This window comes from Streptomyces sp. NPDC043726 (assembly GCF_056436565.1).
The window spans coordinates 88,161-112,461 of record NZ_JBWKCI010000008.1 but is presented as its reverse complement, the minus strand read 5'-3'; the positions used below and the strand labels follow the sequence as shown (position 1 = coordinate 112,461).

Genomic DNA, 24,301 nt, shown 5'->3' with positions numbered 1-24,301 from the left:
GTGGCCGAGTGTTTTCCGAGCCGGGGAGAGACCGTGGACAAGCCGAGGGTCGTTCTGGGCGTGAGCGGTGGCATCGCCGCCTACAAGGCCTGTGAGCTGCTGCGCCGACTGACGGAGTCGGGACACGACGTCCGGGTCGTGCCGACCGCCTCCGCGCTGCACTTCGTCGGCGCCGCCACCTGGTCGGCCCTGTCCGGCAACCCCGTCTCGACCGAGGTGTGGGACGACGTCCACGAGGTGCCGCACGTCCGCATCGGGCAGCACGCCGACCTGGTCGTGGTCGCCCCGGCCACCGCGGACATGCTCGCCAAGGCCGCCCACGGCCTCGCCGACGACCTGCTGACCAACACCCTGCTCACCGCCCGCTGCCCGGTCGTCTTCGCCCCGGCCATGCACACCGAGATGTGGGAGCACCCGGCCACCCAGGAGAACGTGGCGACGCTGCGCCGCCGCGGAGCCGTCGTCATCGAACCCGCCGTCGGCCGACTCACCGGCGTCGACACCGGCAAGGGCCGGCTGCCCGACCCCGGGGAGATCTTCGAGGTCTGCCGCCGGGTGCTGGCCAGAGGCGTCACCGAGCCCGACCTCGCGGGGCGGCACGTCGTCGTCAGCGCCGGCGGCACCCGGGAGCCCCTCGACCCGGTCCGCTTCCTCGGCAACCGCTCCTCGGGCAAGCAGGGGTACGCCCTCGCCCGCACCGCCGCCGCGCGGGGCGCCCGGGTCACGCTGATCGCCGCGAACACCGGGCTGCCGGACCCCGCGGGCGTGGACGTCGTCCAGGTGGGTACGGCCGTACAGCTGCGGGAGGCCGTGCTGAAGGCGGCCGCCGACGCGGACGCGGTGGTCATGGCCGCGGCGGTCGCGGACTTCCGCCCGGCCGCGTACGCCTCGGGGAAGATCAAGAAGAAGGACGGGCAGGACCCCGACCCGATCGTCCTGGTGCGGAATCCGGACATCCTCGCGGAGATCTCCGCCGACCGCGCCCGCCCCGGCCAGGTCGTCGTAGGGTTCGCCGCCGAAACGGACGACGTGCTGGCCAATGGCCGTGCCAAGCTGGCCCGCAAGGGGTGCGACCTGCTCGTGGTGAACGAGGTGGGGGAGCGCAAGACCTTCGGCTCCGAGGAGAACGAGGCCGTCGTGCTGGGCGCCGACGGCACCGAGACGCCCGTCCCGTACGGCCCCAAGGAGGCACTGGCCGAAACTGTGTGGGATCTGGTGGCCCCGCGCCTCACCTGAGTGCCGCATTCGTTTCACGGGCTCCTGAAACCCCGCACATTGGGGCGTGGCGCCCCTGGTCAAGGGCGTGGAGGATTGGGCAGAATGCCCGTGCCGCAGGTCACAGCGCTCCCGAGAGGCGAGACAGGTGGGCCCGTGGCCGAGCGCGACCGATAAACTGTTCTCGGACGACGCCGGGCGCAGCCCCCGTCCCGTCCAAAAATGATCAGCCAGCAGCCGCTGCAACCCCAGGGAGCGTTGTGTCCCGTCGCCTGTTCACCTCGGAGTCCGTTACCGAGGGTCACCCCGACAAGATCGCTGACCAGATCAGCGACACCATTCTCGACGCGCTTCTGCGCGAGGACCCGACCTCCCGGGTCGCCGTCGAGACGCTGATCACCACCGGCCTGGTGCACGTGGCCGGCGAGGTCACGACCAAGACGTACGCGGACATCGCGACGCTGGTCCGCAGCAAGATCCTCGAGATCGGCTACGACTCCTCGAAGAAGGGCTTCGACGGCGCCTCCTGCGGCGTCTCGGTGTCGATCGGCGCGCAGTCCCCGGACATCGCGCAGGGTGTCGACACGGCGTACGAGAACCGCGTCGAGGGCGACGAGGACGAGCTCGACCGCCAGGGCGCCGGTGACCAGGGCCTGATGTTCGGCTACGCGACCGACGAGACCCCGACCCTGATGCCGCTGCCGATCTTCCTGGCGCACCGCCTGTCGAAGCGGCTCTCCGAGGTCCGCAAGAACGGCACCATCCCCTACCTGCGCCCCGACGGCAAGACGCAGGTCACCATCGAGTACGACGGCGACAAGGCCGTCCGCCTCGACACGGTGGTCGTCTCCTCGCAGCACGCGAGCGACATCGACCTGGAGTCCCTGCTGGCCCCCGACATCCGCGAATTCGTCGTGGAGCCGGAGCTGAAGGCGCTCCTGGACGAGGGCATCAAGCTGGACACCGAGGGCTACCGCCTGCTGGTCAACCCGACCGGCCGCTTCGAGATCGGCGGCCCGATGGGCGACGCCGGCCTCACCGGCCGCAAGATCATCATCGACACGTACGGCGGCATGGCCCGCCACGGCGGCGGCGCCTTCTCCGGCAAGGACCCGTCCAAGGTGGACCGCTCGGCCGCGTACGCGATGCGGTGGGTCGCCAAGAACGTCGTGGCGGCGGGCCTCGCCTCCCGCTGCGAGGTGCAGGTGGCGTACGCCATCGGCAAGGCCGAGCCGGTCGGTCTCTTCGTCGAGACCTTCGGCACCGCCAAGATCGACGCCGAGAAGATCGAGAAGGCGATCGACGAGGTCTTCGACCTCCGCCCGGCCGCGATCATCCGCGACCTCGACCTGCTCCGCCCGATCTACGCCCAGACGGCCGCGTACGGCCACTTCGGCCGCGAGCTTCCCGAGTTCACCTGGGAGCGCACGGACCGTGTGGACGCGCTGCGCAAGGCCGCGGGTCTGTAAGGCCCCCAGCACAGCAGCGAGGCCCGGTTCCCTTCGGGGGGCCGGGCCTCGGCGTATGTCCGCGCCCGCTCCGGCTGTCAGTGGGGTTTGGTAAGAATGCAAGGGTGAGCAGCGAGAACGGGCAGGTCGGTGGTGGGGCTGAGGGGGCGCCGCCCGAGCAGCTCGCGTTGATCCGGGAGAGCGTGCGGCAGGCCAAGGGGCCCCGGGCGAAGCCTCGGACGTGGCGGGGGGCCGCGCTGGCCCGGGATCTGCCCGTTGCCCGGGTGCTGGTGGACAAGGGGGTGCTGCATCTCGACCGGTACTTCGACTACGCGGTGCCCGAGGAGCTCGATGCCGACGCGCAGCCAGGGGTGCGGGTGCGGGTGCGGTTCGGGGCCGGGCGCGGGCGGGTGCGGGAGGGGCGTCGTGAGGGCGGGGGGCTGATCGACGGGTTTCTCGTCGAGCGGCTGGCGGAGTCCGACTACTCCGGGCCGCTGGCCGCTCTGGCCCAGGTCGTGTCGCCCGAGCGGGTGCTCGACGAGGAGCTGCTGGGGCTGGCCCGGGCCGTCGCGGACCGGTATGCGGGGAGCCTGGCCGATGTGCTGCAGCTGGCTGTTCCGCCGCGCAGCGCTCGGGCCGAGCAGCGGCCCTCGCCGGAGCCGTTGCCGCCGCCGGGGGCGCCTGAGGCGGGGCCCTGGGGGCGGTACGAGCACGGGGGCGCGTTCGTGGAGGCGCTGGCGTCCGGCGGGGCGCCCCGGGCCGTGTGGAACGCCCTGCCCGGACCGGAGTGGAGCGAGGAGATCGCGCGGGTGGTCGCGGCGACGCTGGCGTCCGGGCGGGGGGCGCTGGTCGTGGTGCCGGACGGGCGGGCCGTGGCGCGGGTCGATGCCGCGTTGACGGCGCTGCTGGGGGAGGGGCGGCATGCCGTGCTCACCGCCGATGCCGGGCCCGAGAAGAGGTACCGGGAGTGGCTCGCGGTGCGGCGGGGGTCGGTACGGGCCGTGGTGGGGACGCGCGCGGCGATGTTCGCGCCGGTGCGGGATCTGGGCCTCGTCGTCATCTGGGACGACGGGGACGACAGCCACAGCGAGCCACACGCTCCTCAGCCGCATGCGCGTGATGTGTTGCTGCTGCGGGCCGCGCAGGACAAGTGCGGGTTCTTGCTGGGCGGTTGGAGCTGTACGGTCGAGGCCGCGCAGCTGGTGGAGAGCGGATGGGCCCGGCCGCTGGTCGCCTCGCGCGAGCGGGTGCGGGGGGCCGCGCCGCTGGTGCGGACCGTGGGGGACGGTGACCTCGCCCGGGACGAGGCCGCGCGGGCGGCCCGGTTGCCGACGCTCGCGTGGCAGGTCGTGCGGGATGCCTTGCGGCAGGGGCCGGTGCTGGTGCAGGTGCCTCGGCGGGGCTATGTGCCGCGGTTGGCGTGCGCCGGTTGCCGGGCGCCCGCACGGTGCCGGCACTGCGCCGGGCCCTTGGAGGCGCGGGACAGCGGGGCCCTGCGGTGCGCGTGGTGCGGTCAGGAGGAGGGCTCCTGGCACTGTGCGGAGTGCGGCGGGTTCCGGCTGCGGGCGCAGGTGGTGGGGGCCCGGCGGACCGCGGAGGAGTTGGGGCGGGCGTTTCCGGCTGTGCCGGTGCGGACGTCCGGGCGGGAGCATGTGCTGGACACGGTGCCGGGGGCGCCGGCGCTGGTGGTGAGTACGCCGGGGGCGGAGCCCGTCGCCGAGGGCGGTTACGCGGCGGCCCTGCTGTTGGACGGGTGGGCCATGCTCGGACGGCCCGATCTGCGGGCCGGTGAGGACGCGGTACGGCGGTGGATCGGCGCGGCGGCGCTGGTGCGGCCGCAGGGTGCCGGGGGGACCGTGGTGGTGGTCGCTGAGCCGACCTTGCGGCCGGTGCAGGCGCTGGTGCGGTGGGATCCGGTGGGGCATGCGGTGCGGGAGCTGGCGGAGCGGGCCGAGCTGGGGTTTCCGCCGGTGTCCCGGATGGCGGCGGTCTCGGGGGTGCCGGAGGCGGTCGGGGAGTTTCTGCGGGCGGTGGAACTGCCGGGAGAGGCGGAGGTGTTGGGGCCGGTGCCGGTGCCTGTCACCGCGCCGGGGCGGCCTCGGCGGGTCGGGGGGCCGCCGCCGGGGGAGCGGTGGGAGCGGGCGCTGATTCGGGTGCCGCCGGGGAAGGGGGCGGCGTTGGCGGCCGCGCTGAAGGCTGCGCAGGCCGCTCGGATGGCTCGGGGGGCTTCGGCTCGGGGCGCGGCCGGTGGGGAGGCGGCGGTTCGGGTGCGGATCGATCCGCCGGACATCGGGTGAGCCGGGTGCTGTGTTCGGGCCGGTCGGTGGTCTTCTGACCCTGCGTGGGGGCTGGGTGGGCGGGTTTCGCTCACCCGCGCTTGCGGGGCGCCGCTGCGCCCACCCGTGCCGCCCCGGCGGCACGACTGCCCGCAGCTAGGGGGTGGGGGGCGGTCTGCTCACCCGCGCTTGCGGGGCGCCGCTGCGCCCACCCGTGCCGCCCCAGCGGCACGACTGCCCGCAGCTAGGGGGCCTGCTGGAGCGGTGCGACTGCCCGCAGGTATGGGGTGGGGGGTGGTTCTGCTCGCCCGCGCTTGCGGGGTGTCGCTGCGCCCGTCCGTGCCGCCCCGGCGGCACGGGTGCCCGCAGCTAGGGGGCGTGCTGCCTCAGCGGTGCGACTGCCCGCAGGTAGGGCCCGTGGCTGGGCGGGGTTGGGAGGGGTGGGGGCTTCAGGACGGGACTGATCGCACCTCGGGCAGGTGGGGGGTGGTTGCGTGGGCCCGCCCTCCCCATGTCGGTGGGGAGGGCGGGGGTGGGGTGGGTCAGCCGTTTCGGGGGGACGGGAAGGCCGGGGGGCGGGGGTCTTCTCGTAGGGCGGGGCTGCCGGCCGTGGGCTGGGTGGGCATCGAGCGGGCCGCGGGGACCGTCGGGACCGACGGGATGCCCGTGTTGACGCTCACCGTCCGGGCGGCCGTGGCCTCGGTCGTGCGCTCCGCCTCCGCCGCCGCCTGGGTCGCGGCGCGGCGGGAGCCGTAACGGCGGTGCACCGCCTGTTTGGTCACGCCGAGGGCCGAGCCCACCGCGTCCCACGAGAAACCGAGTGAGCGGTCGAAGTCCACCGCGGCCGTGACCAGGGTCTCGACACTGTCCCGCAGCTCCTGGGCGAGACGTACCGTCGGGGCGGGAGCGCGTCCGTAGACGACGAAGCCCGTGGACGGGCCGGAGCGGCGCGGGCGGTAGACGTTGCCCAACTGGGCGGTGAGCGTGCGCAGTGCGTCCACCTGCCGGCGGACCCGCTCGATGTCCCGCACCAGCAAGTGCAGGCTGGCCCGAGCCTGGGCGTCGTGGGTTGCGTGGTCGGCCATGAACAAGCCTCTCGAACCGGCGTTGAAAAGGATCGGGCCGCGCGATGTGCGGCCCGTTGTGGTCAACTCTTTCTTGACCAACGCGTTTACGCTCCGCTGGTCACGCAGAGGGGGCGTACCGGCATATGCGTGCGCCGGGGTGGGGAGCACGGGACTCTCCTGGGCGGGGCGCCCAATTAGACTGGTGTGCTGCCCCATCGATCTCGACCGAGAGGCCCGTAGTCACCTATGAAGCTCGTCTTCGCCGGTACCCCCGAGGTCGCCGTTCCCGCGCTGGATGCTCTGATCGCCTCCGGGCGGCACGAGGTGGCCGCCGTCGTGACGAGGCCCGACGCGCCCGCCGGGCGGGGGCGCAGGCTGATCGCCTCTCCCGTGGCCGAGCGCGCCGAGGAGGCCGGGATCGAGGTGCTGAAGCCCCTCAAGCCGCGGGATCCGGAGTTCCTGGAGCGGCTTCGGGAGATCGCGCCGGACTGCTGTCCGGTCGTCGCCTACGGGGCGCTGCTGCCGCGCGTCGCACTCGACATCCCCGCCCATGGGTGGGTCAACCTGCATTTCTCCCTGCTGCCCGCCTGGCGCGGCGCCGCTCCCGTGCAGCACTCGATCATGGCGGGCGACGAGATCACCGGCGCGTCCACCTTCCTCATCGAGGAAGGGCTGGACTCCGGGCCGGTGTACGGGACCGTGACCGAGGCGGTCCGGCCCACCGACACCAGCGGTGACCTGCTGACCCGGCTCGCCTTCGCCGGTGCCGGGCTGCTCGCCGCGACCATGGACGGCATCGAGGACGGCTCCCTGAAGGCCGTACCGCAGCCCGGCGAGGGCATCAGCCTCGCGCCGAAGGTGAATGTCGAGGACGCCCACGTCCAGTGGGGCGCGCCCGCGCTGCGGGTCGACCGGCTCGTGCGCGGGTGCACGCCCGCCCCGGGCGCCTGGACCACCTTCCGCGGCGAGCGGCTGAAGCTCATCCAGGTGCAGCCCGTGCCCGGGCGGGACGACCTCGCGCCCGGCGCGCTCTCCGTCGGCAAGAACAACGTGTACGTCGGGACCGGGTCGTACGCCGTCGAGCTGCTGTGGGTGCAGGCGCAGGGCAAGAAGCCCATGCGGGCCGCCGACTGGGCCCGGGGCGCACGGATCGGGGACGGGGAGACGCTCGGGGTCTGACCGGCCGTAGGGTCCGCAAGCCGGGGCGACGTACGCTGGTGCTACATCTCATCCAGCAATCCGGAGCACCTTTTTCGTGAGCGACACCTCCCGTCGGCCCCGCCCTGCCGGCAAGCCCTACCGGCGGCCCAAGAAGGACCCCGTCCGCTTTCTCGCCTTCGAGGCCCTGCGGGCCGTGGACGAGCGGGACGCCTACGCCAACCTCGTCCTGCCGCCCCTGCTGCGCAAGGCGCGGGAGAAGGGTGACTTCGACGGGCGGGACGCGGCCCTGGCCACCGAGCTGGTCTACGGGACGCTCCGGCGGCAGGGGACGTACGACGCCGTCATCGCCGAGTGTGTCGACCGGCCGCTGCGCGAGGTCGACCCGCCGGTGCTCGATGTGCTGAGCCTCGGCGTGCATCAACTGCTGGGGACCCGGATTCCGACCCACGCCGCCGTCTCCGCGTCCGTCGAGCTGGCCCGGGTCGTCCTCGGCGACGGACGGGCCAAGTTCGTCAACGCCGTGCTGCGCAAGGTGGCCCAGCACGATCTCGACGAGTGGATCGAGCGGGTCGCGCCGCCGTACGACGACGACCCCGAGGACCACCTCGCCGTCGTGCACTCGCATCCCCGCTGGGTCGTCTCCGCGCTGTGGGACTCGCTCGGCGGCGGCCGGGCCGGGATCGAGGAACTGCTCGCGGCGGACAACGAGCGGCCCGAGGTCACGCTGGTCGCCCGGCCCGGACGGGCCACCACCGAGGAACTCCTCGGCGAGGAGGCGGCCGTGCCGGGGCGCTGGTCGCCGTATGCCGTCCGGCTCGCCGAGGGCGGCGAGCCCGGTGCCATCCAGGCCGTACGCGACGGGCGGGCCGGAGTGCAGGACGAGGGCAGCCAGCTCGTCGCCCTCGCGCTGGCGAACGCGCCTCTCGACGGGCCCGACGCCAAGTGGCTCGACGGATGTGCCGGGCCCGGCGGCAAGGCCGCGCTGCTCGGTGCGCTCGCCGCCGAGCGCGGGGCGATGCTGCTCGCCTCCGAGAAGCAGCCGCACCGGGCCGGGCTCGTGGCCAAGGCCCTCGACGGCAACCCCGGGCCCTACCAGGTCATCGCCGCCGACGGGACCCGGCCGCCGTGGCGGGCCGGTGCCTTCGACCGGGTGCTGATGGACGTGCCGTGCACCGGTCTCGGCGCGTTGCGGCGGCGGCCGGAGGCACGGTGGCGGCGCAAGCCCGAGGATCTCGACGGATTCGCCCCGCTCCAGCGGTCCCTGTTGCGCACCGCGCTCGAGTCCGTGCGGGTCGGCGGGGTCGTCGGCTACGCCACGTGCTCCCCGCATCTCGCCGAGACGCGGGCCGTCGTGGACGACGTGCTCAAGCAGGACGCCGGTGCGGAGCTGATCGACGCCCGGCCGCTGTTGCCGGGCGTGCCGGATCTCGGGGACGGGCCCGACGTACAGCTGTGGCCGCACGTGCACGGTACCGACGCGATGTATCTGGCGCTCATTCGGAGGACGGCGGCGCCGTAGGGGCCCGGCCGGCCGCCGCCTTCTCGGTGGCCGGCGTGTCCGCACCGTCGTGACGTGCCAGTTCGCTAGGCCACCACACCTTCTTCCCCACGTCCAGGAACAGCGCCGTCACCAGGACGGACCGTACGACGAAGGTGTCCAGGAGGACGCCGAGGGCCACCGCGAAGCCGATCTCCGCGAAGGCCACCATCGGCAGGGTGCCCAGGGCCGCGAAGGTGCCGGCCAGCACCAGCCCGGCGGAGGTGATGACCGCGCCCGTCGCGGCGAGCCCGGTCACCACCCCGGCGCGGGTGCCCTGATGGGCCGCCTCCTCGCGGATCCGGGTGGTCAGGAAGATGTTGTAGTCGATGCCCAGGGCTACCAGGAACACGAAGACGAACAGCGGGAAGTCCGTCGACTCGCCGGCGTAGTCGAAGAGGTACCGGAAGGCGAACGCACTGATGCCCAGGGCCGCCGCGAAGGACAGGATCACCGTTCCGATCAGCAGCAGCGGAGCGATCAGGGCGCGCAGCAGGACGCACAGGATCAGCAGGACGACGATCAGCACCAGCGGGATGATCAGGATGTTGTCGTGCGTGGTCGCCTTGTCCATGTCCAGCAGGGCCGCCGTACCGCCGCCGACCTGAGCGTCGGCGTCCGGCACCGCGTGCACGGCGTCCCGGACCCGTTCGACCGTGTCCTTCGCGGCCTCGCTGTCGGCCGGATCGGACATGGTGGCCTCGAACAGGACCTTGCCCTCGAAGGACGGCTTCGTGCCCGGGGGCAGGCCCAGCGACTCCGGGACCACGCCCGGGGTGTCCGCGACCGCCCGGCCGACCTCCTCGGCCTGCGCCTGGTTGCTGACGATGACCAGCGGATCGCCGCTGCCCGCCGGGAAGTACCGTTCGGAGACCTCCTGCCCGGTGATCGAGTCCGGGGTTCCGGTGAAGGCGTCCGCGTTGCTGATGCCCTCGGCGCGCAACTGGATCAGGCCGAGGGAGAAGATGGCGAGGACGACCGCCGTGATGGCCCAGACCATGCGCGGCCGGAGGGAGATACGGCGGCCCATCCGGGCCCAGATGCCCCGCTCGTGCGGGTTGGGGGCGTCGAGGTGCGGGATCGCCGGCCAGAAGATCCAGCGGCCGCAGATCACCAGGAGCGCCGGGAACAGCGTCATCATGGCCAGCAGTGCGACGGCGACGCCGATCGCCGCGACCGGGCCCAGGCCGCGCGTGGAGTTCATCTCGGCGGCCAGCAGCACGAGCATGCTCAGCACGACGGTCGCGCCGGAGGCGATCACCGCCGGGCCCGCGCGGTGCAGGGCCAGCGCCATCGCCTCGTGCCGGTCCTCGTGGCGGCGCAGCTCCTCGCGATAGCGCGCGACGAGCAGGAGGGCGTAGTCCGTCCCCGCGCCGAAGACGAGCACCGTGAGGATGCCCGCGCTCTGACCGTTCACGGTCAGGCCGGCGTGCTCGGCCAGGAAGTAGATGACGGCCTGCGAGGTGAACAGGGCGGCGATCACCGCGAGCAGCGGGACGAGCAGCAGGGTCGGACTGCGGTAGGTGATCAGCAGCATGACGATGACGACCGCCATGGCCGACAGCAGCAGCGTGGAGTCGATGCCCTCGAAGGCCTCGGCGAAGTCCGCCGAGGTGCCGCCCGGACCGGTGATGTGCACGGCGAGCCCGCCGCCGCCCTCGCCGGTGATCTCGCGGATGTCGTCGACCGCGGGGGAGATCTGCTCCCAGCCCTTCTCGTCCATCGTGATCGGGACGTACACCTGTGCCGCGCGTGGATCGACCTCGCGGTCGTAGGTGGGGCCGCGGGTCTCGTCACCGCGGATGCCGTGCGCGGTGAGCTGCTTCAGCTCCCGTACGTCCTCGTCGATGGCGGCCCGGTCCTCGGCCGTGAGCCCGCTTTCGCGCGCGTAGATGACAACGGCGGGAATCTGCTCGGGCCGGAAGTCCTCGGAGATCTCCAGCACTTGGGTGGACTCGGCGGAGCCCGGCAGCCAGGAGGCGGCGTCGTTGTCCTGGGCGTCGGTGAGTTTCTGGGCGAACGGAGCCGTAAGGAACAACAGGATGAGCCACAGCACGAGGACGACCCACTTGGCCCGCCGGCCGCAGACGAGATGCGCAACTCCACGCTTTTCAGTCATGTCCACCCCCGAGGCCGAAAGGATGCCATGCGCCGGAGCCCCCCGTAAGGGGCGCCACGACGATCCCGCGCGGGACATGGCAAAGTTGGGTCATGGCCGTGCAGATCAACCCCAGCATCCTGTCCGCCGATTTCGCCCGCCTCGCGGACGAGGCGAAGGCGGTCGAAGGAGCCGACTGGCTCCACGTCGACGTCATGGACAACCATTTCGTCCCGAACCTCACGCTCGGTGTGCCGGTCGTAGAGTCGTTGGCCCGTGCGACGGACACTCCGCTGGACTGCCATCTGATGATCGAGGCCCCCGATCGGTGGGCGCCCCAGTACGTGGAAGCGGGTGCCGGATCGGTCACCTTCCACGTCGAGGCGGCCGCCGCTCCGGTGCGTCTGGCCCGTGAGATCCGGGCCAAGGGTGCGCGAGCCTCCATGGCGCTGAAGCCCGCGACGCCCATCGAGCCGTACGAGGACCTGCTCCCCGAGCTCGACATGCTGCTGATCATGACGGTCGAACCCGGATTCGGAGGTCAGGCGTTTCTGGACATCATGCTCCCGAAGATTCGCCGCACCCGCGAGTTGATCAGCAAGCACGGCCTCGAGCTGTGGCTCCAGGTCGACGGAGGGGTGTCGGCGTCGACGATCGAGCGGTGCGCGGAGGCAGGGGCGGACGTCTTCGTGGCCGGTTCCGCGGTCTACGGCGCCGAGGACCCCGCCGAGGCGGTCCGCGCGTTGCGGGCCCAGGCGGAAGGAGTGACGAAGTCCGCCGCCTGGGCATGCGACCACTGAGCCAAGGGAACGTGAACGGCGCCCTTCAGGGCGGATCCGGTGCGCCGGATCTGCAAGGATGAACGGCGAATCCAGAGTGTGAACAGTAGTGAGGAGATCGCCGTGTCGGGTATGTCGGCGGGCCGGTCAGCCATGCGGATGGGACCCGCTGAGCTGGTGCAGGCGGCGGCCATGGCCCGCCGCTTCTACCTCGAGGGCAAGTCCAAGATCCAGATCGCCGAGGAGTTCGGCGTGAGCCGCTTCAAGGTGGCCCGGGTCCTGGAGACAGCCCTCGAACGGGATCTCGTGCGAATCGAGATCCGCGTCCCGGCCGAGCTGGACGCCGAGCGCTCGGACGCGCTGCGCGCCCGGTACGGCCTCAGGCACGCCGTCGTGGTCGAGTCGCCGGCGGAGGCCGAGGACTCTCCCGACCCGGAGAACCTGGGGGAAGTGGCCGCCGATCTGCTCGGCGAACTGGTGAACGAGGGTGATGTGCTGGGCCTGGCCTGGGGCCGGTCCACCATCCACATGGCGGCGGCGCTGGACCGGCTGCCGCCCTGCACGGTGGTGCAGCTGACGGGCGTGTACGACGCCGGGACGGCGGAGCGCGGATCGGTGGAGGCGGTGCGCCGGGCGGCCCAGGTCTCCGGTGGCGACGCCCACCCCATCTACGCGCCGATGCTGCTGCCGGACGCGGCCACCGCGGCGGCGCTGCGCAACCAGACCGGGATCGCCCGGGCCTTCGAGTACTTCGACAAGGTCACGGTCGCCTGTGTCTCCATCGGCTCCTGGGAGCCGGGCATCTCGACGGTGCACGACATGCTCAGCGACCAGGAGCGGGCGCACTACGCCTCGCTCGGGGTCGCCGCCGAGATGTCGGCGCATCTCTTCGACGCCGACGGCCGCCGGGTCGGACGGGACCTGGGCGAGCGGTGCATCACGGTCAAGGCCGACCAGCTGCGCCGTATCCCCGAGGTCGTCGCCATCGCGGGCGGGGCGCGCAAGGCGTCCGCCATCGACGCGGTGCTGCGGTCGGGGCTCGTCACCAGCCTGGTGACGGACACCTCGGCGGCCGACGTGCTGATGACGTCGGGTCAGAGCCCGAAGCCCGCGCTCAACAGGGCCGACCCGGACGGGGTCTGACAGCGAGTCAGGCAGGGCGGACCGTGGGGGTGGCGCGAGCCTGCCGCCGCGGTTCGTCCTGGGCGTGCAGCTCCGATGATCGCTACGAGCGGTTCGAGGTGGTACTGAGATGACGGACGTCCGGGCCACGCCGGTGGACCTCGCGGGGGTCACCGGCAAGGCGGGCCTGATGGACCGGTGCCGACGGGACCTGGGGCTGCCGGACTGGTTCGGCCGCAACTGGGACGCGCTGGCCGACGTCCTCTCGGATCCGGGCCTGTGGCCCGAGGACGGGGTCGTGGTCGTCGTACGGAACTGGCGGGCGTACGCCGAGACGCGTCCCGACGAGTGGGAGACCGCCCTCGAGGTGTTCTCGGGCGCCTCCGCCGTCACCGTGGCCCTCGCTCTTGGAGGATCCTCCTAGGCCACACTGACCAGGCTGGATGAACAGACCGTGTATGCCGTTCCGGTCGCCATGGGACAATGAAGTACGTGCTCTTTCCCCCTGGCTGACCTGTCCGGGGGCCACCTTTGATCGACTGGGATGTGCAGCACGTGCGTTTCCTCAACGACATCCAGCCCGCGTACGACCTGACGTACGACGACGTCTTCATGGTGCCGAGCCGCTCCGCGGTCGGTTCCCGGCAGGGCGTGGACCTCAGCTCCCCGGACGGCACGGGCACCACGATTCCGCTCGTCGTGGCCAATATGACCGCCATCGCGGGCCGCCGTATGGCCGAGACGATGGCCCGGCGCGGCGGCCTCGTGGTCATCCCGCAGGACATCCCGATCGAGGTCGTCACCGACGTCGTCTCCTGGGTCAAGAGTCGCCACCATGTGCTGGACACCCCCATCGTGCTCGCACCGCACCAGACCGTCGCCGACGCGCTGGCTCTGCTGCCCAAGCGCGCGCACAACGCCGGTGTGGTCGTCGACGAGGACCAGCGGCCGATCGGTGTGGTCACCGACCAGGACCTGACCGGCGTCGACCGCTTCACCCAGCTCGAAGTCGTCATGTCCAAGGACCTGCTGCTCCTGGACGCCGACATCGACCCGCGCGAGGCCTTCAACACCCTCGACCACCACAACCGCCGCTACGCCCCGGCCGTGGACGCCGAGGGCCGACTCGCGGGCATCCTGACCCGCAAGGGCGCGCTGCGCGCCACCCTGTACACGCCGGCCGTCGACGCGCGGGGCAAGCTGCGGATCGCCGCCGCCGTCGGGATCAACGGCGATGTGGCGGGCAAGGCCAAGCAGCTGCTCGACGCGGGCGTGGACACGCTCGTCATCGACACCGCGCACGGCCACCAGGAGTCGATGATCAGCGCGATCAAGGTCGTGCGCGCCCTCGACCCGCAGGTCCCGATCGTCGCGGGCAACATCGTCGCCGCCGAGGGCGTGCGCGACCTCATCGAGGCGGGCGCGGACATCATCAAGGTCGGTGTGGGCCCCGGCGCCATGTGCACCACCCGCATGATGACCGGCGTCGGCCGGCCGCAGTTCTCCGCCGTCCTGGAGTGCGCCGCCGAGGCGAGGAAGTACGGCAAGCACGTCTGGGCCGACGGCGGTGTCCGGCACCCGCGTGACGTCGCCATGGCGCTGGCCGCCGGTGCGTCCAACGTGATGGTCGGCTCCTGGTTCGCGGGCACGTACGAGTCCCCGGGCGACCTCCAGCACGACGCGAACGGGCGCGCCTACAAGGAGTCCTTCGGCATGGCGTCCGCGCGAGCGGTGGCCAACCGTACGTCGGAGGAATCGGCGTACGACCGCGCCCGCAAGGCGCTGTTCGAGGAGGGCATCTCGACCTCCCGCATGTTCCTCGACCCGGCGCGTCCGGGCGTGGAGGACCTGATCGACTCGATCATCGCGGGCGTCCGCTCCTCCTGCACCTACGCCGGTGCCGGCTCCCTGGAGGAGTTCGCCGAGAAGGCGGTCGTCGGCATCCAGAGCGCCGCCGGTTACGCCGAGGGCAAGCCGCTGCACGCCAGCTGGAGCTGACCGACTCCCTTTCCGACGGCCCCCGTCGTTCCCGCTCCCGGGAAGATCGGGGGCCGTTTCGCATGCCCCGGCTCAGGGCCGTCGCGCTGTACGACGCCTTCCTGGTCGAAGACCTCCTCCGAGGGGCCGTGCGCAACGGTCGACAGCCGTTGTGCAACGAACACCCACCGAGACCGTATGTACGCAATGATCTTGCGGGTATGCGCAAGGTTGCTGCATTTCACCAGCAACGCCCCACCTCATAGGCTGTCGCCTCGTACGTGGCGTGGCGGGGACTCCGCTCGGTGGGTCCCTGCTCGAAGGGGTGCCGCCTGTCCCCGCCGCCCTGACCGGCAGCGATGAAGGAGCCAGCGCGTGCTCGACCAAGGCGCACCCCCGCACGACCGAAGCCAGACCGCCCCGCCGTCCCCGGGGCTCGGCGCGCGCCTGCTGCGACGCAAGCCCGTGGAACACCTGGTCGCGGAGGGCGGCCAGGGTGAGGGAGGCTCGCTGAAGCGCTCCCTGGGCCTGTGGCAGCTCACCATGATCAGCATCGGTGCCACCCTCGGCACGGGCATCTTCGTCGTCCTCGGTGACGCCGTCCCGGAGGCCGGTCCCGCGGTCACCCTGGCCTTCGTCATCGCCGGTCTCACGGCCCTGTTCTCGGCGCTGTCCTACGCCGAGCTGGCCGGCTCGATCCCCGTCGCGGGCTCCTCGTACTCGTACGCTTACGCAACGATGGGTGAACTCGTCGCCTGGGTCTGCGGCTGGTGTCTGGTGCTGGAGTACGGCGTCTCCGTGGCCGCCGTCGCGGTCGGCTGGGGCGAGTACCTCAACGAGCTGCTCGACGGGACCATCGGTGTCACCATCCCGTCCGCGCTGTCCTCGGCGCCCGGCGAGGGCGGCATCATCAACCTGCCCGCGCTGATCGTCGTCCTGCTGGCGATGGTGTTCCTGCTCGGCGGTGTCCGCGAGTCCGCCCGCGCCAACACGATCATGGTCGCGGTGAAGATCGCCGCACTGGTGCTGTTCTGCGCGGTCGGCTTCATGGGCTTCAAGTCCGGCAACTACGAGGACTTCATGCCGCTGGGCATGGCGGGCGTCAGCGCCGCCGGTGCCACGCTGTTCTTCTCCTACATCGGCTTCGACGCCGCCTCCACCGCGGGTGAGGAGGCCAAGGACCCGAAGAAGGACCTGCCGCGCGCGATCATGCTCTCGCTGATCATCGTCACCGCGCTGTACGTCCTGGTCGCCGCGGTCGCCGTCGGCGCGTGGAACTGGACCAAGTTCGAGGGCTCCGAGGCCTCCCTCGCCGCGATCATGAACGACGTCAGCGGCCAGACCTTCTGGGGCACCCTGCTCGCGCTCGGCGCGGTCATCTCCATCGCGTCCGTGGTCCTCACGGTGCTGTACGGCCAGACCCGCATCCTCTTCGCGATGTCCCGCGACGGTCTGGTGCCCAAGGCGCTCGGCAAGGTCGACAAGAAGACCGGCACCCCGCGACTGAACACGGTCCTCGTGTCGCTGTTCTGCGGCGTCCTCGCCGCCCTGATACCGCTCGGCAAGCTGGTCGACGCCACCAGCATCGGCACGCTGTTCGCCTTCGCCCTGGTCAACATCGCGGTGATCGTGCTGCGTTACAAGCGGCCGGAGCTGGAGCGGACGTTCAAGGTGCCGTTCGGTCCGGTGCTGCCCGTGCTGGGCTTCGCCTTCTGCGCGTACAACATGTTCAGCCTCGACACCGTGACCTGGGTGGTCTTCGGGTGCTGGATGGCGGCGGGTCTCGTGTTCTACTTCCTGTACGGCTATCGCCGTTCCCGTCTCGCCGTGGCAGACGCGTCCGCCGCATCAGAAGTGAAGTGAACCACCCGCAGTGCTGAACGATCTCGACGAACGCATCGTGCACGCCCTCGCCGAGGACGCCCGTCGCTCCTACGCGGACATCGGGCAGCTCGTCGGCCTGTCCGCGCCCGCCGTGAAGCGGCGCGTGGACCGGCTGCGGGCGACCGGGGCGATCACCGGATTCACCGTCCGTGTGGACCCGTCCGCGCTCGGCTGGGAGACCGAGGGGTTCGTCGAGATCTACTGCCGTCACAACACCTCGCCGGACACCATCCGGCGGGGTCTCGAGCGGTATCAGGAGGTCGTCGCCGCGTCGACTGTCACCGGGGACGCGGACGCGGTCGTGCAGGTCTTCGCCTCGGACATGCGGCACTTCGAGAGGGTGCTGGAGCGGATCGCGGGGGAGCCGTTCGTGGAGCGGACCAAGTCCGTGCTGGTGCTGTCGCCGCTGCTGAGGCGGTTCTCCTCGGGGTCTCCGACCTAGACCGCGGAGCTCTCGGCCCGGCTCCTGATCGATGCCAGCAGGCGTCGTATCCCCATCGCATGGCCGCCCGTTCCGATCGCCAGGCGTCTGTACGCCCGCCCGGCCATGCCCGGGAAGGCGGCTCGGCTCTCCGCCTTGAGCAGGTAGCGGCCCGGGCCCGCCTCCTCGATGCGGAAGGTCAGGGTGTACGTCGAGTAGCGGTGGCTGCCGGTGAGGGTGAGCTGTTGGCCCTTGCTCGCCGTGGTCACCCTGAACCCGGGCAGGGTCGCGCCCTCCTCCAGCGGGCGAGGGCCCGACGCCCCGACGTCGGCGCAGCCGACCATGCGGGCGTACGCGGTGGCCCGGCCGCCGCCGAACGAGGCGTCCAGGGCCTGAGTCAAGCCCCGCCAGAGCGCGTCGGCGTCCGCCACGACGATCGTCGTGTGCTCGTCCACGTACGGCAGGGCGGCGGTCACCTCGCATCCCCCGTCTTGCGGGCCAGTGCGTTGTTCCCTATCGAGTTGTGGACGCTGAAGCTCACCGCGTCCGAGCGGTAGCGGTCGTCCGACCACTCCACCGGGCGGCCCTCCCGGGTCGTGGTGACCCGGCGCACCCGCAGCAGCGGGCTCGTACGGCGGATGCCCAGCAGCTCGGCGTCCTGGGCGCCCGCCGCGACCGCGTCGATCACATGCTCGCCGTAGGCGAAGACCAGGCCGGTGTCCTCGTAGAGCCGCTGGGTGACGGACGGGCAGTCCGGCTCGATGGACTCGACGGCCGGGGAGATCCAGTCGGCGTAGACGGTCCGCTCCAGCAGCACCGGCTCGCCGTCCAGACCGCGCACCCGCAGGACGTGCAACACCTCGGTCCCGGCGGCCAGTTGCAGGCGTACGGCGTCCTCCGCCGTGGCCGTGCGGTACTCCTGCGACACGACCTGCCCGGTCGCCTCGCGGCCCATGGCCTTCGCCCACTGGGCGAAGCTGCGCAGTTCGGCGAAGCTCTGGCTGCGGCGGCTGGCCAGCACCACCCGGCGGGCGCCCTGGCGGGAGCCGATGAGTCCCTCGGCGGTGAGCGCCGCCACGGCCTGGCGGACCGTGCCGCGCGAGACGCCGTAGTGGGCCGCGAGTTCCGTCTCGGCGGGCAGCAGGCTGCCGACGGTGTACTCCTCGCGGTCGATCGCCCGGCGCAGTTCGCCCGCGATCTCCTCGTGTCGCGCCGTCATGCTTCCCCTCTGGATCGGTTGCTGTGCACAGCGTGACCAGCCTAATCGAGAACTGTCGTTGATCCGTGTCAGCCGCGATTGTGCAGGGAATCGGGGGCCGGGGTTTCGTTCGCGTTCACGATCGCGTCACCGGCGGCGGGCGTACTGAGGCCAACTTGTTCAGACAAGTTCGCAGCATCCTCGGATTCCCTCCTGCGCCCCCTGGAGCAGTCGTGACCCTGTCCCTGCCGAGAACCGCCGCCCTCGGCGCCGTCGCCGCCCTCGCCCTGAGCGCCCTCGGCGCCTGTGGTGCCGCCCCCGACGACGCCTCCACCTCCGCCGACGGCAAGAGCGCCGCCACCGCCACCTCCGCCGCCGACTTCGGTGGCCTGGACGCCCTGGTGAAGGCGGCCAAGAAGGAGGGCACGCTGAACGCCATCGCGCTGCCCCGCGACTGGGCCAACTACGGCGCCCTCATCGACGGCTTCGAGAAGAAGTACGGCATCGAGGTCGAGGTCGAGAACCCCGACGGCTCCAGCCAGGACGAGATCAACGCCGTCACCTCCCGCAAGGGCCAGGACCGGGCCCCCGACGTCCTCGACCTCGGCAGCTCCTTCGCGCTGAGCGCCGCCGAGCAGGGGCTGCTGGCGCCGTACAAGGTCGAGGCCTTCGATGACCTGCCCGCGGAGCAGAAGGACGCGCGGGGCCGCTGGTACAACGACTACGGCGGCTACATCTCCATCGGCTGCGACGCGGGGCGCGTCAAGGAGTGCCCGAAGACCTTCAAGGAACTGCTGGAGCCGAAGTACAAGGGCCAGGTCGCGCTCAACGGCAATCCCACCAAGTCCGGCTCGGCCTTCGGCGGCGTGTACGCGGCCGCGCTCGCCAACGGCGGTTCCTTCGACGACATCCAGCCCGGCCTGGACCTCTTCGCCGAGCTGAAGAAGAACGGCAACTACACGCCCGTCGAGTCGACCCCGGCCACCGTCGAGAAGGGTGAGACGCCGATCAGCATCGACTGGGACTACCTGAACGCCGGCTACGCCGAGCAGTTCAAGTCCAAGGGCCTCGACTGGCAGGTTGCCGTGCCCACCGACGGTGTCTTCTCCCAGTACTACTCCCAGGCCATCAACAAGGACGCCCCGCACCCGGCGGCCGCCCGCCTGTGGGAGGAGTACCTGTACAGCGCCGAGGGCCAGAACCTGTGGCTCAAGGGCTTCGCCCGGCCCGCGCTGATGCCCGCCATGGAGAAGGCCGGCACCCTCGACAAGGAGGCCGCGGCCAAGCTGCCCGCCGTCTCCGGGACGCCGAGCTTCCCGACCGAGGCCCAGCAGAACAAGGCCAAGACCGTCCTCGGACAGGGCTGGGCGAAGGCCGTCTCCGGATGACGACCACGCTCACGCGTCCGGACGTGGCGCCCGTCGCCTCCCCGCGGAAGCGACGGCGCCGCGTCCCGGGCTCTCTCGCCGTGGTCCCGCTGCTGGCGTTCACCGCACTCGCCTTCGGGCTCCCCGCCTGGGCCGTCCTCGACGGCGCCTTCACGGCGAAGAGCACCGGCGCCTACACGACCGCCAACCTGACCACCTCGCTGCAGGGCGCCTATCTGACGGCCCTGCTCGGCAGCGTGAAGCTGTCCGCGGTCTCCGCCGTCCTCGCGGCCCTGCTCGGCCTTCCGCTCGCCCAGGCCGTGGTGACCTCCCGCTCCCGCGCCCTGCGGGAGGCGGTGCTCACCGCGTCCGGCGTGCTCGCCAACTTCGGCGGGGTCCCGCTCGCCTTCGCCTTCGTCGCCACCCTCGGCAACGCGGGCGTGCTCACCCGGCACCTGGGCCTGACCGACAAGGGCTGGGACCTCTACAGCTTCTGGGGACTCGTCCTCGTCTACCTGTACTTCCTGATCCCGCTCATGGTCCTCACCATCGCCCCGGCCCTGGAGGGCCTGCGCACCCAGTGGCGCGAGGCCGCCCGGAACAACGGCGCCACGGGCGTGCAGTACTGGCGGCACGTGGCCCTGCCGGTCCTCACGCCGAGCCTGCTCGGCGGGCTCGTGCTGCTCTTCGGCAGCGCCTTCGCCGCGTACGCCACCGCCGCCGCCATGGTGGGCAGTTCGGTACCCCTGGTCACCCTGCAGATCGCCGATGCCCTCTCCGGCAACGTCCTGGTCGGCCAGGAGAACGTGGCGCTCGCCCTCAGCCTCGACATGGTCCTCGTCGCGGGCCTGGTCATGGCGGTCTACCTGCCCCTGCAACGACGGAGCGCGCGATGGCTCGCCTGAACCTGTGGCGGTGGGGCGTGCTCGGCCTCGCCGCGCTGTACTTCCTGGTGCCGCTGGCCGCGTCCGTCGTCTTCACGATCGACGTGCCGGGACAGGGCCTCACCTTCGACGCCTACACGCGGATCTTCGCCACCGAGGGCTTCGTGAGCAGCCTGCTGCTCTCGCTGGGCCTCGCCGCCGCCACCATCGCCCTCGTCCTGCTGCTGACGGTGCCCGCCACCGTCGCGCTCCGGCTCGGCGCGGCCCGGCTGCGCCCGGTGGTGGAGGTGGTGTGCGCGCTGCCGCTGGTCGTCCCGCCCATCGCCTTCGTCGCCGGCATCGGCACGGTGCTGAAGTGGGGCCCCGAACACCTCTCCCGCACGCCCCTGTTCCAGACCTTCGTGGCGATCCAGAACCCGGACTTCCCCTTCGTCCTGGTCCTGGCCTACGTCGTGATGGCGCTGCCCTTCGTCTACCGGGCCCTGGACGCCGGGCTCCGCGCCGTCGACGTCCGCACCCTCGTCGAGGCCGCCCGGAGCTGCGGTGCCAACTGGCCGCAGGCCCTCGTCCGGGCCGTCCTGCCCAATCTGCGCGGGGCGCTGCTCAACGCGTCCTTCCTCACGCTCGCCCTGGTGCTGGGCGAGTTCACGGTGGCGCAGCTGCTCGGCTTCCAGCCCTTCGCGGTGTGGATCGTCAACGTCAGCGGCTCGCAGGCCCAGCTGTCCGTCGCCGTGTCCGTGCTCAGCCTGCTCGTGACCTGGCTGATGCTGCTCGCACTCGCCGGTTTCGGCGGCCGTACTCCTAAGGACTCCCGATCATGAAGACGCCCGAAAAGGCGGCCACCGTCGAATTCCGCCGACTGCGCCGGGAGTTCGGCACGACCGTCGCCCTCGACGGACTCGACCTGACCGTACGCCCCGGAGAACTGCTCGCCCTGCTCGGTCCGTCCGGCTGCGGCAAGACCACCGCGCTGCGCATGCTCGCCGGGTTCGAGCATCCCGACTCCGGCGAGGTGCTGGTGGACGGCGAGGACGTCTCCGGGGTTCCCGCGCACCGGCGGGACGCCGGGATGGTGTTCCAGTCGTACAGCCTCTTCCCGCATCTGGACGCCGTCGACAACGTCGCCTTCGGGCTGCGGATGCGCAAGGTGGGCACCCGCGAACGGCGTTCCCGGGCAACCGAGTTGCTGGAGCTGGTCGGCCTCGCCGACAAGGGCGGCCGCTACCCGCACCAGCTGTCCGGCGGACAGCAGCAGCGCGTGGCGCTCGCCCGCGCGCTCGCCCTGCGCCCGCGGGTCCTGCTCCTCGACGAACCGCTCTCCGCGCTCGACGCCAAGGTCCGGCTGACGCTGCGCGAGGAGATCCGGCGGCTCCAGCGGGAGCTCGGCATCACCACCCTGTTCGTCACCCACGACCAGGAGGAGGCGCTGTCCATGGCCGACCGGGTCGCCGTGATGCGTGACGGACGGCTCGAACAGTGCGCGGAACCGGCCGAGTTGTACGGCAGGCCGGCCACCGCCTTCGTCGCCGAGTTCGTCGGCACGATGAGCCGGATCCCGGGCCGCCTGTCCGACGACAAGGTGGAGGTGCTCGGACAGCGGCTGCCGGTCGACGGTCCGGTGCCCCCGGCGGCCGACGTGGAGGTGCTGGTGCGTCCGGAGGCCGTGCGGGTGCGGGCCGACGACACCGGTGACGCCCGGGTCGTCGCCGCCGCCTTCCTCGGCGCCGTCACCCGCGTCACCGTACGGCTGGCCGACGGCACCGAGGTGAAGGCCGACCTGCCCGAGGCCCCCGCCCTCAACACCGCCGTGGAACTCTCCCTCCCGGAGCGACCGGTGCTGGTGGCGGAACGCGGCCACTGACCTTGCGGAATGCGGCCACTGACCTGCGGAGCCCGGCTGCTGAGCCCTGCGGAATGCGGCTGCTGGCGCGGCGGAAATGCTGCCCCTGAAGCCGCGGAATGCGGCCGCTGACCCGCGGAGCCCGGCTGCTGTCCCCTGCGGAATGCGGCTGCTGACCTGCGGAGCCTGGCTGCTGAGCCCTGCGGAATGCGGCTGTTGGCGCGGCGGAAATGCTGCCCCTGAGCCCGCGGGATGGGCTGCTGACCTGCGGAGCCTGGCTGCTGAGCCCTGCGGAACGCGGCCACTGACCTTGCGGAATGCGGCCGCTGACCTGCGGAGCCCGGCTGCTGAGCCCTGCGGAATGCGGCTGCTGGCGCGGCGGAACGCGGCCCCTGAACCGCGGAGTGGGCCGCTGACCCGCGGAATGCAGCCGCCGACCCCGTGGAATGCGGCCGCCGCCCCCGCGGACCCCAGCCACGGACCCCGCGGCCCCCAGCCACTGACCCCGCGGACCCCAGCCACTGACCCCGCGCCACCCAATGATCCCCCCACGCGAGAAAGAGAGCACCGTGACCCGACTCCCGCTCCAGGCCGTGCTGTTCGACATGGACGGCACCCTCGTCGACACCGAGCGGCTGTGGTGGGAGGCGGTGGAGCATGTCGCCGGGCGGGCCCTCGTCGAGGGCGACGAGCCGGAGGTGCTCGGCCGGCCCGTCGAGCACACCGCCCACTGGCTCGCCGCCACCACGGGACGCCCCGCGGCGGACCTCGCCGCGGACCTCCACCGCGAGTTCGCCGACCGCGTCCGCGCCGGCATCGTGCCCCGCCCCGGCGCCCTCGACCTGCTCGACGCGCTGGCCCGCGAGGGCGTGCCCACGGCCCTGGTCACGGCGTCGCCCCGGGCCGTCGCGGACACCGTCCTGGAAGCCCTCGGCGCGAGCCGCTTCGCCGTCTCCGTCACCGCCGACGACACCGAGCACACCAAACCGGCCCCCGACCCCTACCTCGCCGCCTGCCGCGCCCTCGGCGTCGACCCGGTCGCCTGTGTGGCCGTCGAGGACACCCAGACCGGCGTGAGCTCCGCGGAGGCGGCCGGCTGTACCGTGCTCGCCGTGCCCTCGCTCGCCCCCATCGACGCGGCGCCCGGCCGGACCGTCCTGCCGGGCCTGACCGACGTCACCCCGGACCGGCTGCGCGCGCTGCCGCCGTACGCGCTGCGCGTGATGAGCTGGAACCTCTGGCTCGGCGGCACCGAGGTGCGCGACCACCGGGCCAAGCAGCTCAAGGTCATCGCCGAGACCGGGGTCGACGTGGTGGGGCTGCAGGAGACGTACGGCAGCGCGGCCGAGGAACTGGCCGAGGCGCTCGGCTGGCACCACCACCGGGCGGGGGAGAACCTCGGCATCATCAGCCGGTACCCGATCACGGCCCGGCTCGGCGACCCGGACGTCGGGTTCTACGGGGCGGCCGGCGCGCGGATCGCCGTGGCGCACCAGGAGGTCGAGGTCTGGACGGCCCACCTCGACTACCGCGACTACGGGCCCTATGTGACCGAGGGCGACCCCACCGTCCACGAAGGGGTCCGGCTCGGCGAGATGCGGGACGCACTGCGCCGGATCGGCGACGCCTCGCCGGCCGTGCTGGTCGGCGACTTCAACTGCCCGTCGCACCTGGACCGGCCCGGCGTCGAGTGGCCGGTCACCAAGGCGGCCGAGGACGCGGGCTTCCGGGACTCCTACCGCGAGGCGCACCCCGACCCGGTCCGGGACCCGGGGCACACCTGGTCGCCGGTCCACGACGAGCCCGAACCGAGGGACCGGATCGACTTCGTGCTGCACCGCGGGCTCGGGGTGCTCGACTCCCGCACCTTCGTCAGCGGCACCCCGCGGACCTGGCCGGACGTCGCCGACAACGACTGGCCCTCCGACCACGCCGCCGTGATCACCACATTTTCGCTGCACGGAAGGGCCGAACCGGCCTAACATCGGTGTCATGACCTGGCGACATTGATCCATAACGCCCCGCGC

Annotated in this window: 20 protein-coding genes; 16 read left to right on the top strand and 4 right to left on the bottom strand. The window is 72.1% G+C overall.

Annotation, left to right across the window (positions count from 1 at the left end; genetic code table 11):
• Positions 1-33 precede the first annotated feature (33 nt).
• The 3 genes from coaBC (at position 34) to AC068Z_RS23655 (ending at position 4,960) form a co-directional block, all read left to right on the top strand.
• Positions 34-1,236, top strand: coding sequence for a bifunctional phosphopantothenoylcysteine decarboxylase/phosphopantothenate--cysteine ligase CoaBC (gene coaBC / locus AC068Z_RS23665; protein WP_478558908.1), 1,203 nt, complete (start codon positions 34-36; stop codon positions 1,234-1,236).
• A gap of 239 nt (positions 1,237-1,475) precedes the next feature.
• Positions 1,476-2,684, top strand: coding sequence for a methionine adenosyltransferase (gene metK / locus AC068Z_RS23660; RefSeq protein WP_478558905.1), 1,209 nt, complete (start codon positions 1,476-1,478; stop codon positions 2,682-2,684).
• A gap of 104 nt (positions 2,685-2,788) precedes the next feature.
• A complete protein-coding gene (locus AC068Z_RS23655) occupies positions 2,789-4,960 on the top strand; it encodes a primosomal protein N' (protein WP_478558902.1) in 2,172 nt (723 codons plus the stop codon).
• 521 nt (positions 4,961-5,481) lie between these two features.
• On the opposite strand, the gene AC068Z_RS23650 is transcribed toward AC068Z_RS23655, so the two are convergent.
• Entirely contained in the window at positions 5,482-6,024 is a 543-nt protein-coding gene (locus tag AC068Z_RS23650; RefSeq protein WP_451726034.1) for a hypothetical protein, read from the bottom strand.
• Positions 6,025-6,252: 228 nt separating this feature from the next.
• Between AC068Z_RS23650 and fmt the strand changes: the two genes are divergently transcribed.
• Both fmt and AC068Z_RS23640 read left to right on the top strand, forming a co-directional pair.
• Positions 6,253-7,185, top strand: coding sequence for a methionyl-tRNA formyltransferase (fmt, locus tag AC068Z_RS23645; protein ID WP_478558898.1), 933 nt, complete (start codon positions 6,253-6,255; stop codon positions 7,183-7,185).
• 76 nt (positions 7,186-7,261) lie between these two features.
• Positions 7,262-8,686: an RsmB/NOP family class I SAM-dependent RNA methyltransferase gene (locus AC068Z_RS23640; RefSeq protein ID WP_478558895.1), complete on the top strand. Its 1,425-nt coding sequence runs from the start codon at positions 7,262-7,264 to the stop codon at positions 8,684-8,686.
• Here the strand turns inward: AC068Z_RS23640 and AC068Z_RS23635 are convergent.
• Positions 8,661-10,823: an MMPL family transporter gene (locus AC068Z_RS23635; protein ID WP_478558892.1), complete on the bottom strand. Its 2,163-nt coding sequence runs from the start codon at positions 10,821-10,823 to the stop codon at positions 8,661-8,663. The genes AC068Z_RS23640 and AC068Z_RS23635 overlap by 26 nt on opposite strands.
• Before the next feature lie 92 nt (positions 10,824-10,915).
• Between AC068Z_RS23635 and rpe the strand changes: the two genes are divergently transcribed.
• The 6 genes from rpe to AC068Z_RS23605 all read left to right on the top strand — a co-directional run bounded on the left by rpe (position 10,916) and on the right by AC068Z_RS23605 (position 17,006).
• Positions 10,916-11,602: a ribulose-phosphate 3-epimerase gene (gene rpe / locus AC068Z_RS23630; protein ID WP_478558889.1), complete on the top strand. Its 687-nt coding sequence runs from the start codon at positions 10,916-10,918 to the stop codon at positions 11,600-11,602.
• A gap of 78 nt (positions 11,603-11,680) precedes the next feature.
• Entirely contained in the window at positions 11,681-12,724 is a 1,044-nt protein-coding gene (locus tag AC068Z_RS23625) for a sugar-binding transcriptional regulator (protein ID WP_478558886.1), read from the top strand.
• Positions 12,725-12,833: 109 nt separating this feature from the next.
• On the top strand, positions 12,834-13,127 hold the full coding sequence (locus tag AC068Z_RS23620) for a barstar family protein (RefSeq protein ID WP_478558883.1): 294 nt from the start codon (positions 12,834-12,836) through the stop codon (positions 13,125-13,127).
• Between the two features lie 131 nt (positions 13,128-13,258).
• Positions 13,259-14,701: a GuaB1 family IMP dehydrogenase-related protein gene (locus AC068Z_RS23615; RefSeq protein WP_478559884.1), complete on the top strand. Its 1,443-nt coding sequence runs from the start codon at positions 13,259-13,261 to the stop codon at positions 14,699-14,701.
• Between the two features lie 354 nt (positions 14,702-15,055).
• Positions 15,056-16,543, top strand: coding sequence for an amino acid permease (locus AC068Z_RS23610; protein WP_478558880.1), 1,488 nt, complete (start codon positions 15,056-15,058; stop codon positions 16,541-16,543).
• Between the two features lie 10 nt (positions 16,544-16,553).
• Positions 16,554-17,006, top strand: coding sequence for an Lrp/AsnC family transcriptional regulator (locus tag AC068Z_RS23605; protein WP_048581051.1), 453 nt, complete (start codon positions 16,554-16,556; stop codon positions 17,004-17,006).
• Here the strand turns inward: AC068Z_RS23605 and AC068Z_RS23600 are convergent.
• The gene (locus AC068Z_RS23600) at positions 17,003-17,461 is read right to left on the bottom strand and encodes a hypothetical protein (protein ID WP_478558875.1); all 459 of its coding nucleotides are present in this window, start codon (positions 17,459-17,461) and stop codon (positions 17,003-17,005) included. The genes AC068Z_RS23605 and AC068Z_RS23600 overlap by 4 nt on opposite strands.
• Positions 17,458-18,204 (bottom strand): GntR family transcriptional regulator, encoded by a 747-nt coding sequence (locus AC068Z_RS23595; protein WP_478558872.1) that lies wholly within the window; start codon positions 18,202-18,204, stop codon positions 17,458-17,460. Before AC068Z_RS23595 ends, AC068Z_RS23600 begins: the two co-directional genes overlap by 4 nt.
• Before the next feature lie 212 nt (positions 18,205-18,416).
• Between AC068Z_RS23595 and AC068Z_RS23590 the strand changes: the two genes are divergently transcribed.
• From AC068Z_RS23590 to AC068Z_RS23570, 5 genes are all read left to right on the top strand, one after another.
• Positions 18,417-19,571, top strand: coding sequence for an ABC transporter substrate-binding protein (locus tag AC068Z_RS23590; protein ID WP_478558869.1), 1,155 nt, complete (start codon positions 18,417-18,419; stop codon positions 19,569-19,571).
• Positions 19,568-20,455: an ABC transporter permease gene (locus AC068Z_RS23585; RefSeq protein ID WP_478558866.1), complete on the top strand. Its 888-nt coding sequence runs from the start codon at positions 19,568-19,570 to the stop codon at positions 20,453-20,455. Before AC068Z_RS23590 ends, AC068Z_RS23585 begins: the two co-directional genes overlap by 4 nt.
• Positions 20,443-21,255 (top strand): ABC transporter permease, encoded by an 813-nt coding sequence (locus AC068Z_RS23580; protein WP_478558863.1) that lies wholly within the window; start codon positions 20,443-20,445, stop codon positions 21,253-21,255. The genes AC068Z_RS23585 and AC068Z_RS23580 overlap by 13 nt, the downstream gene beginning before the upstream one ends.
• On the top strand, positions 21,252-22,295 hold the full coding sequence (locus AC068Z_RS23575) for an ABC transporter ATP-binding protein (RefSeq protein WP_478558861.1): 1,044 nt from the start codon (positions 21,252-21,254) through the stop codon (positions 22,293-22,295). Before AC068Z_RS23580 ends, AC068Z_RS23575 begins: the two co-directional genes overlap by 4 nt.
• Before the next feature lie 548 nt (positions 22,296-22,843).
• Positions 22,844-24,256 (top strand): HAD-IA family hydrolase, encoded by a 1,413-nt coding sequence (locus tag AC068Z_RS23570; protein WP_478558858.1) that lies wholly within the window; start codon positions 22,844-22,846, stop codon positions 24,254-24,256.
• The last annotated feature ends 45 nt before the right edge of the window (positions 24,257-24,301 follow it).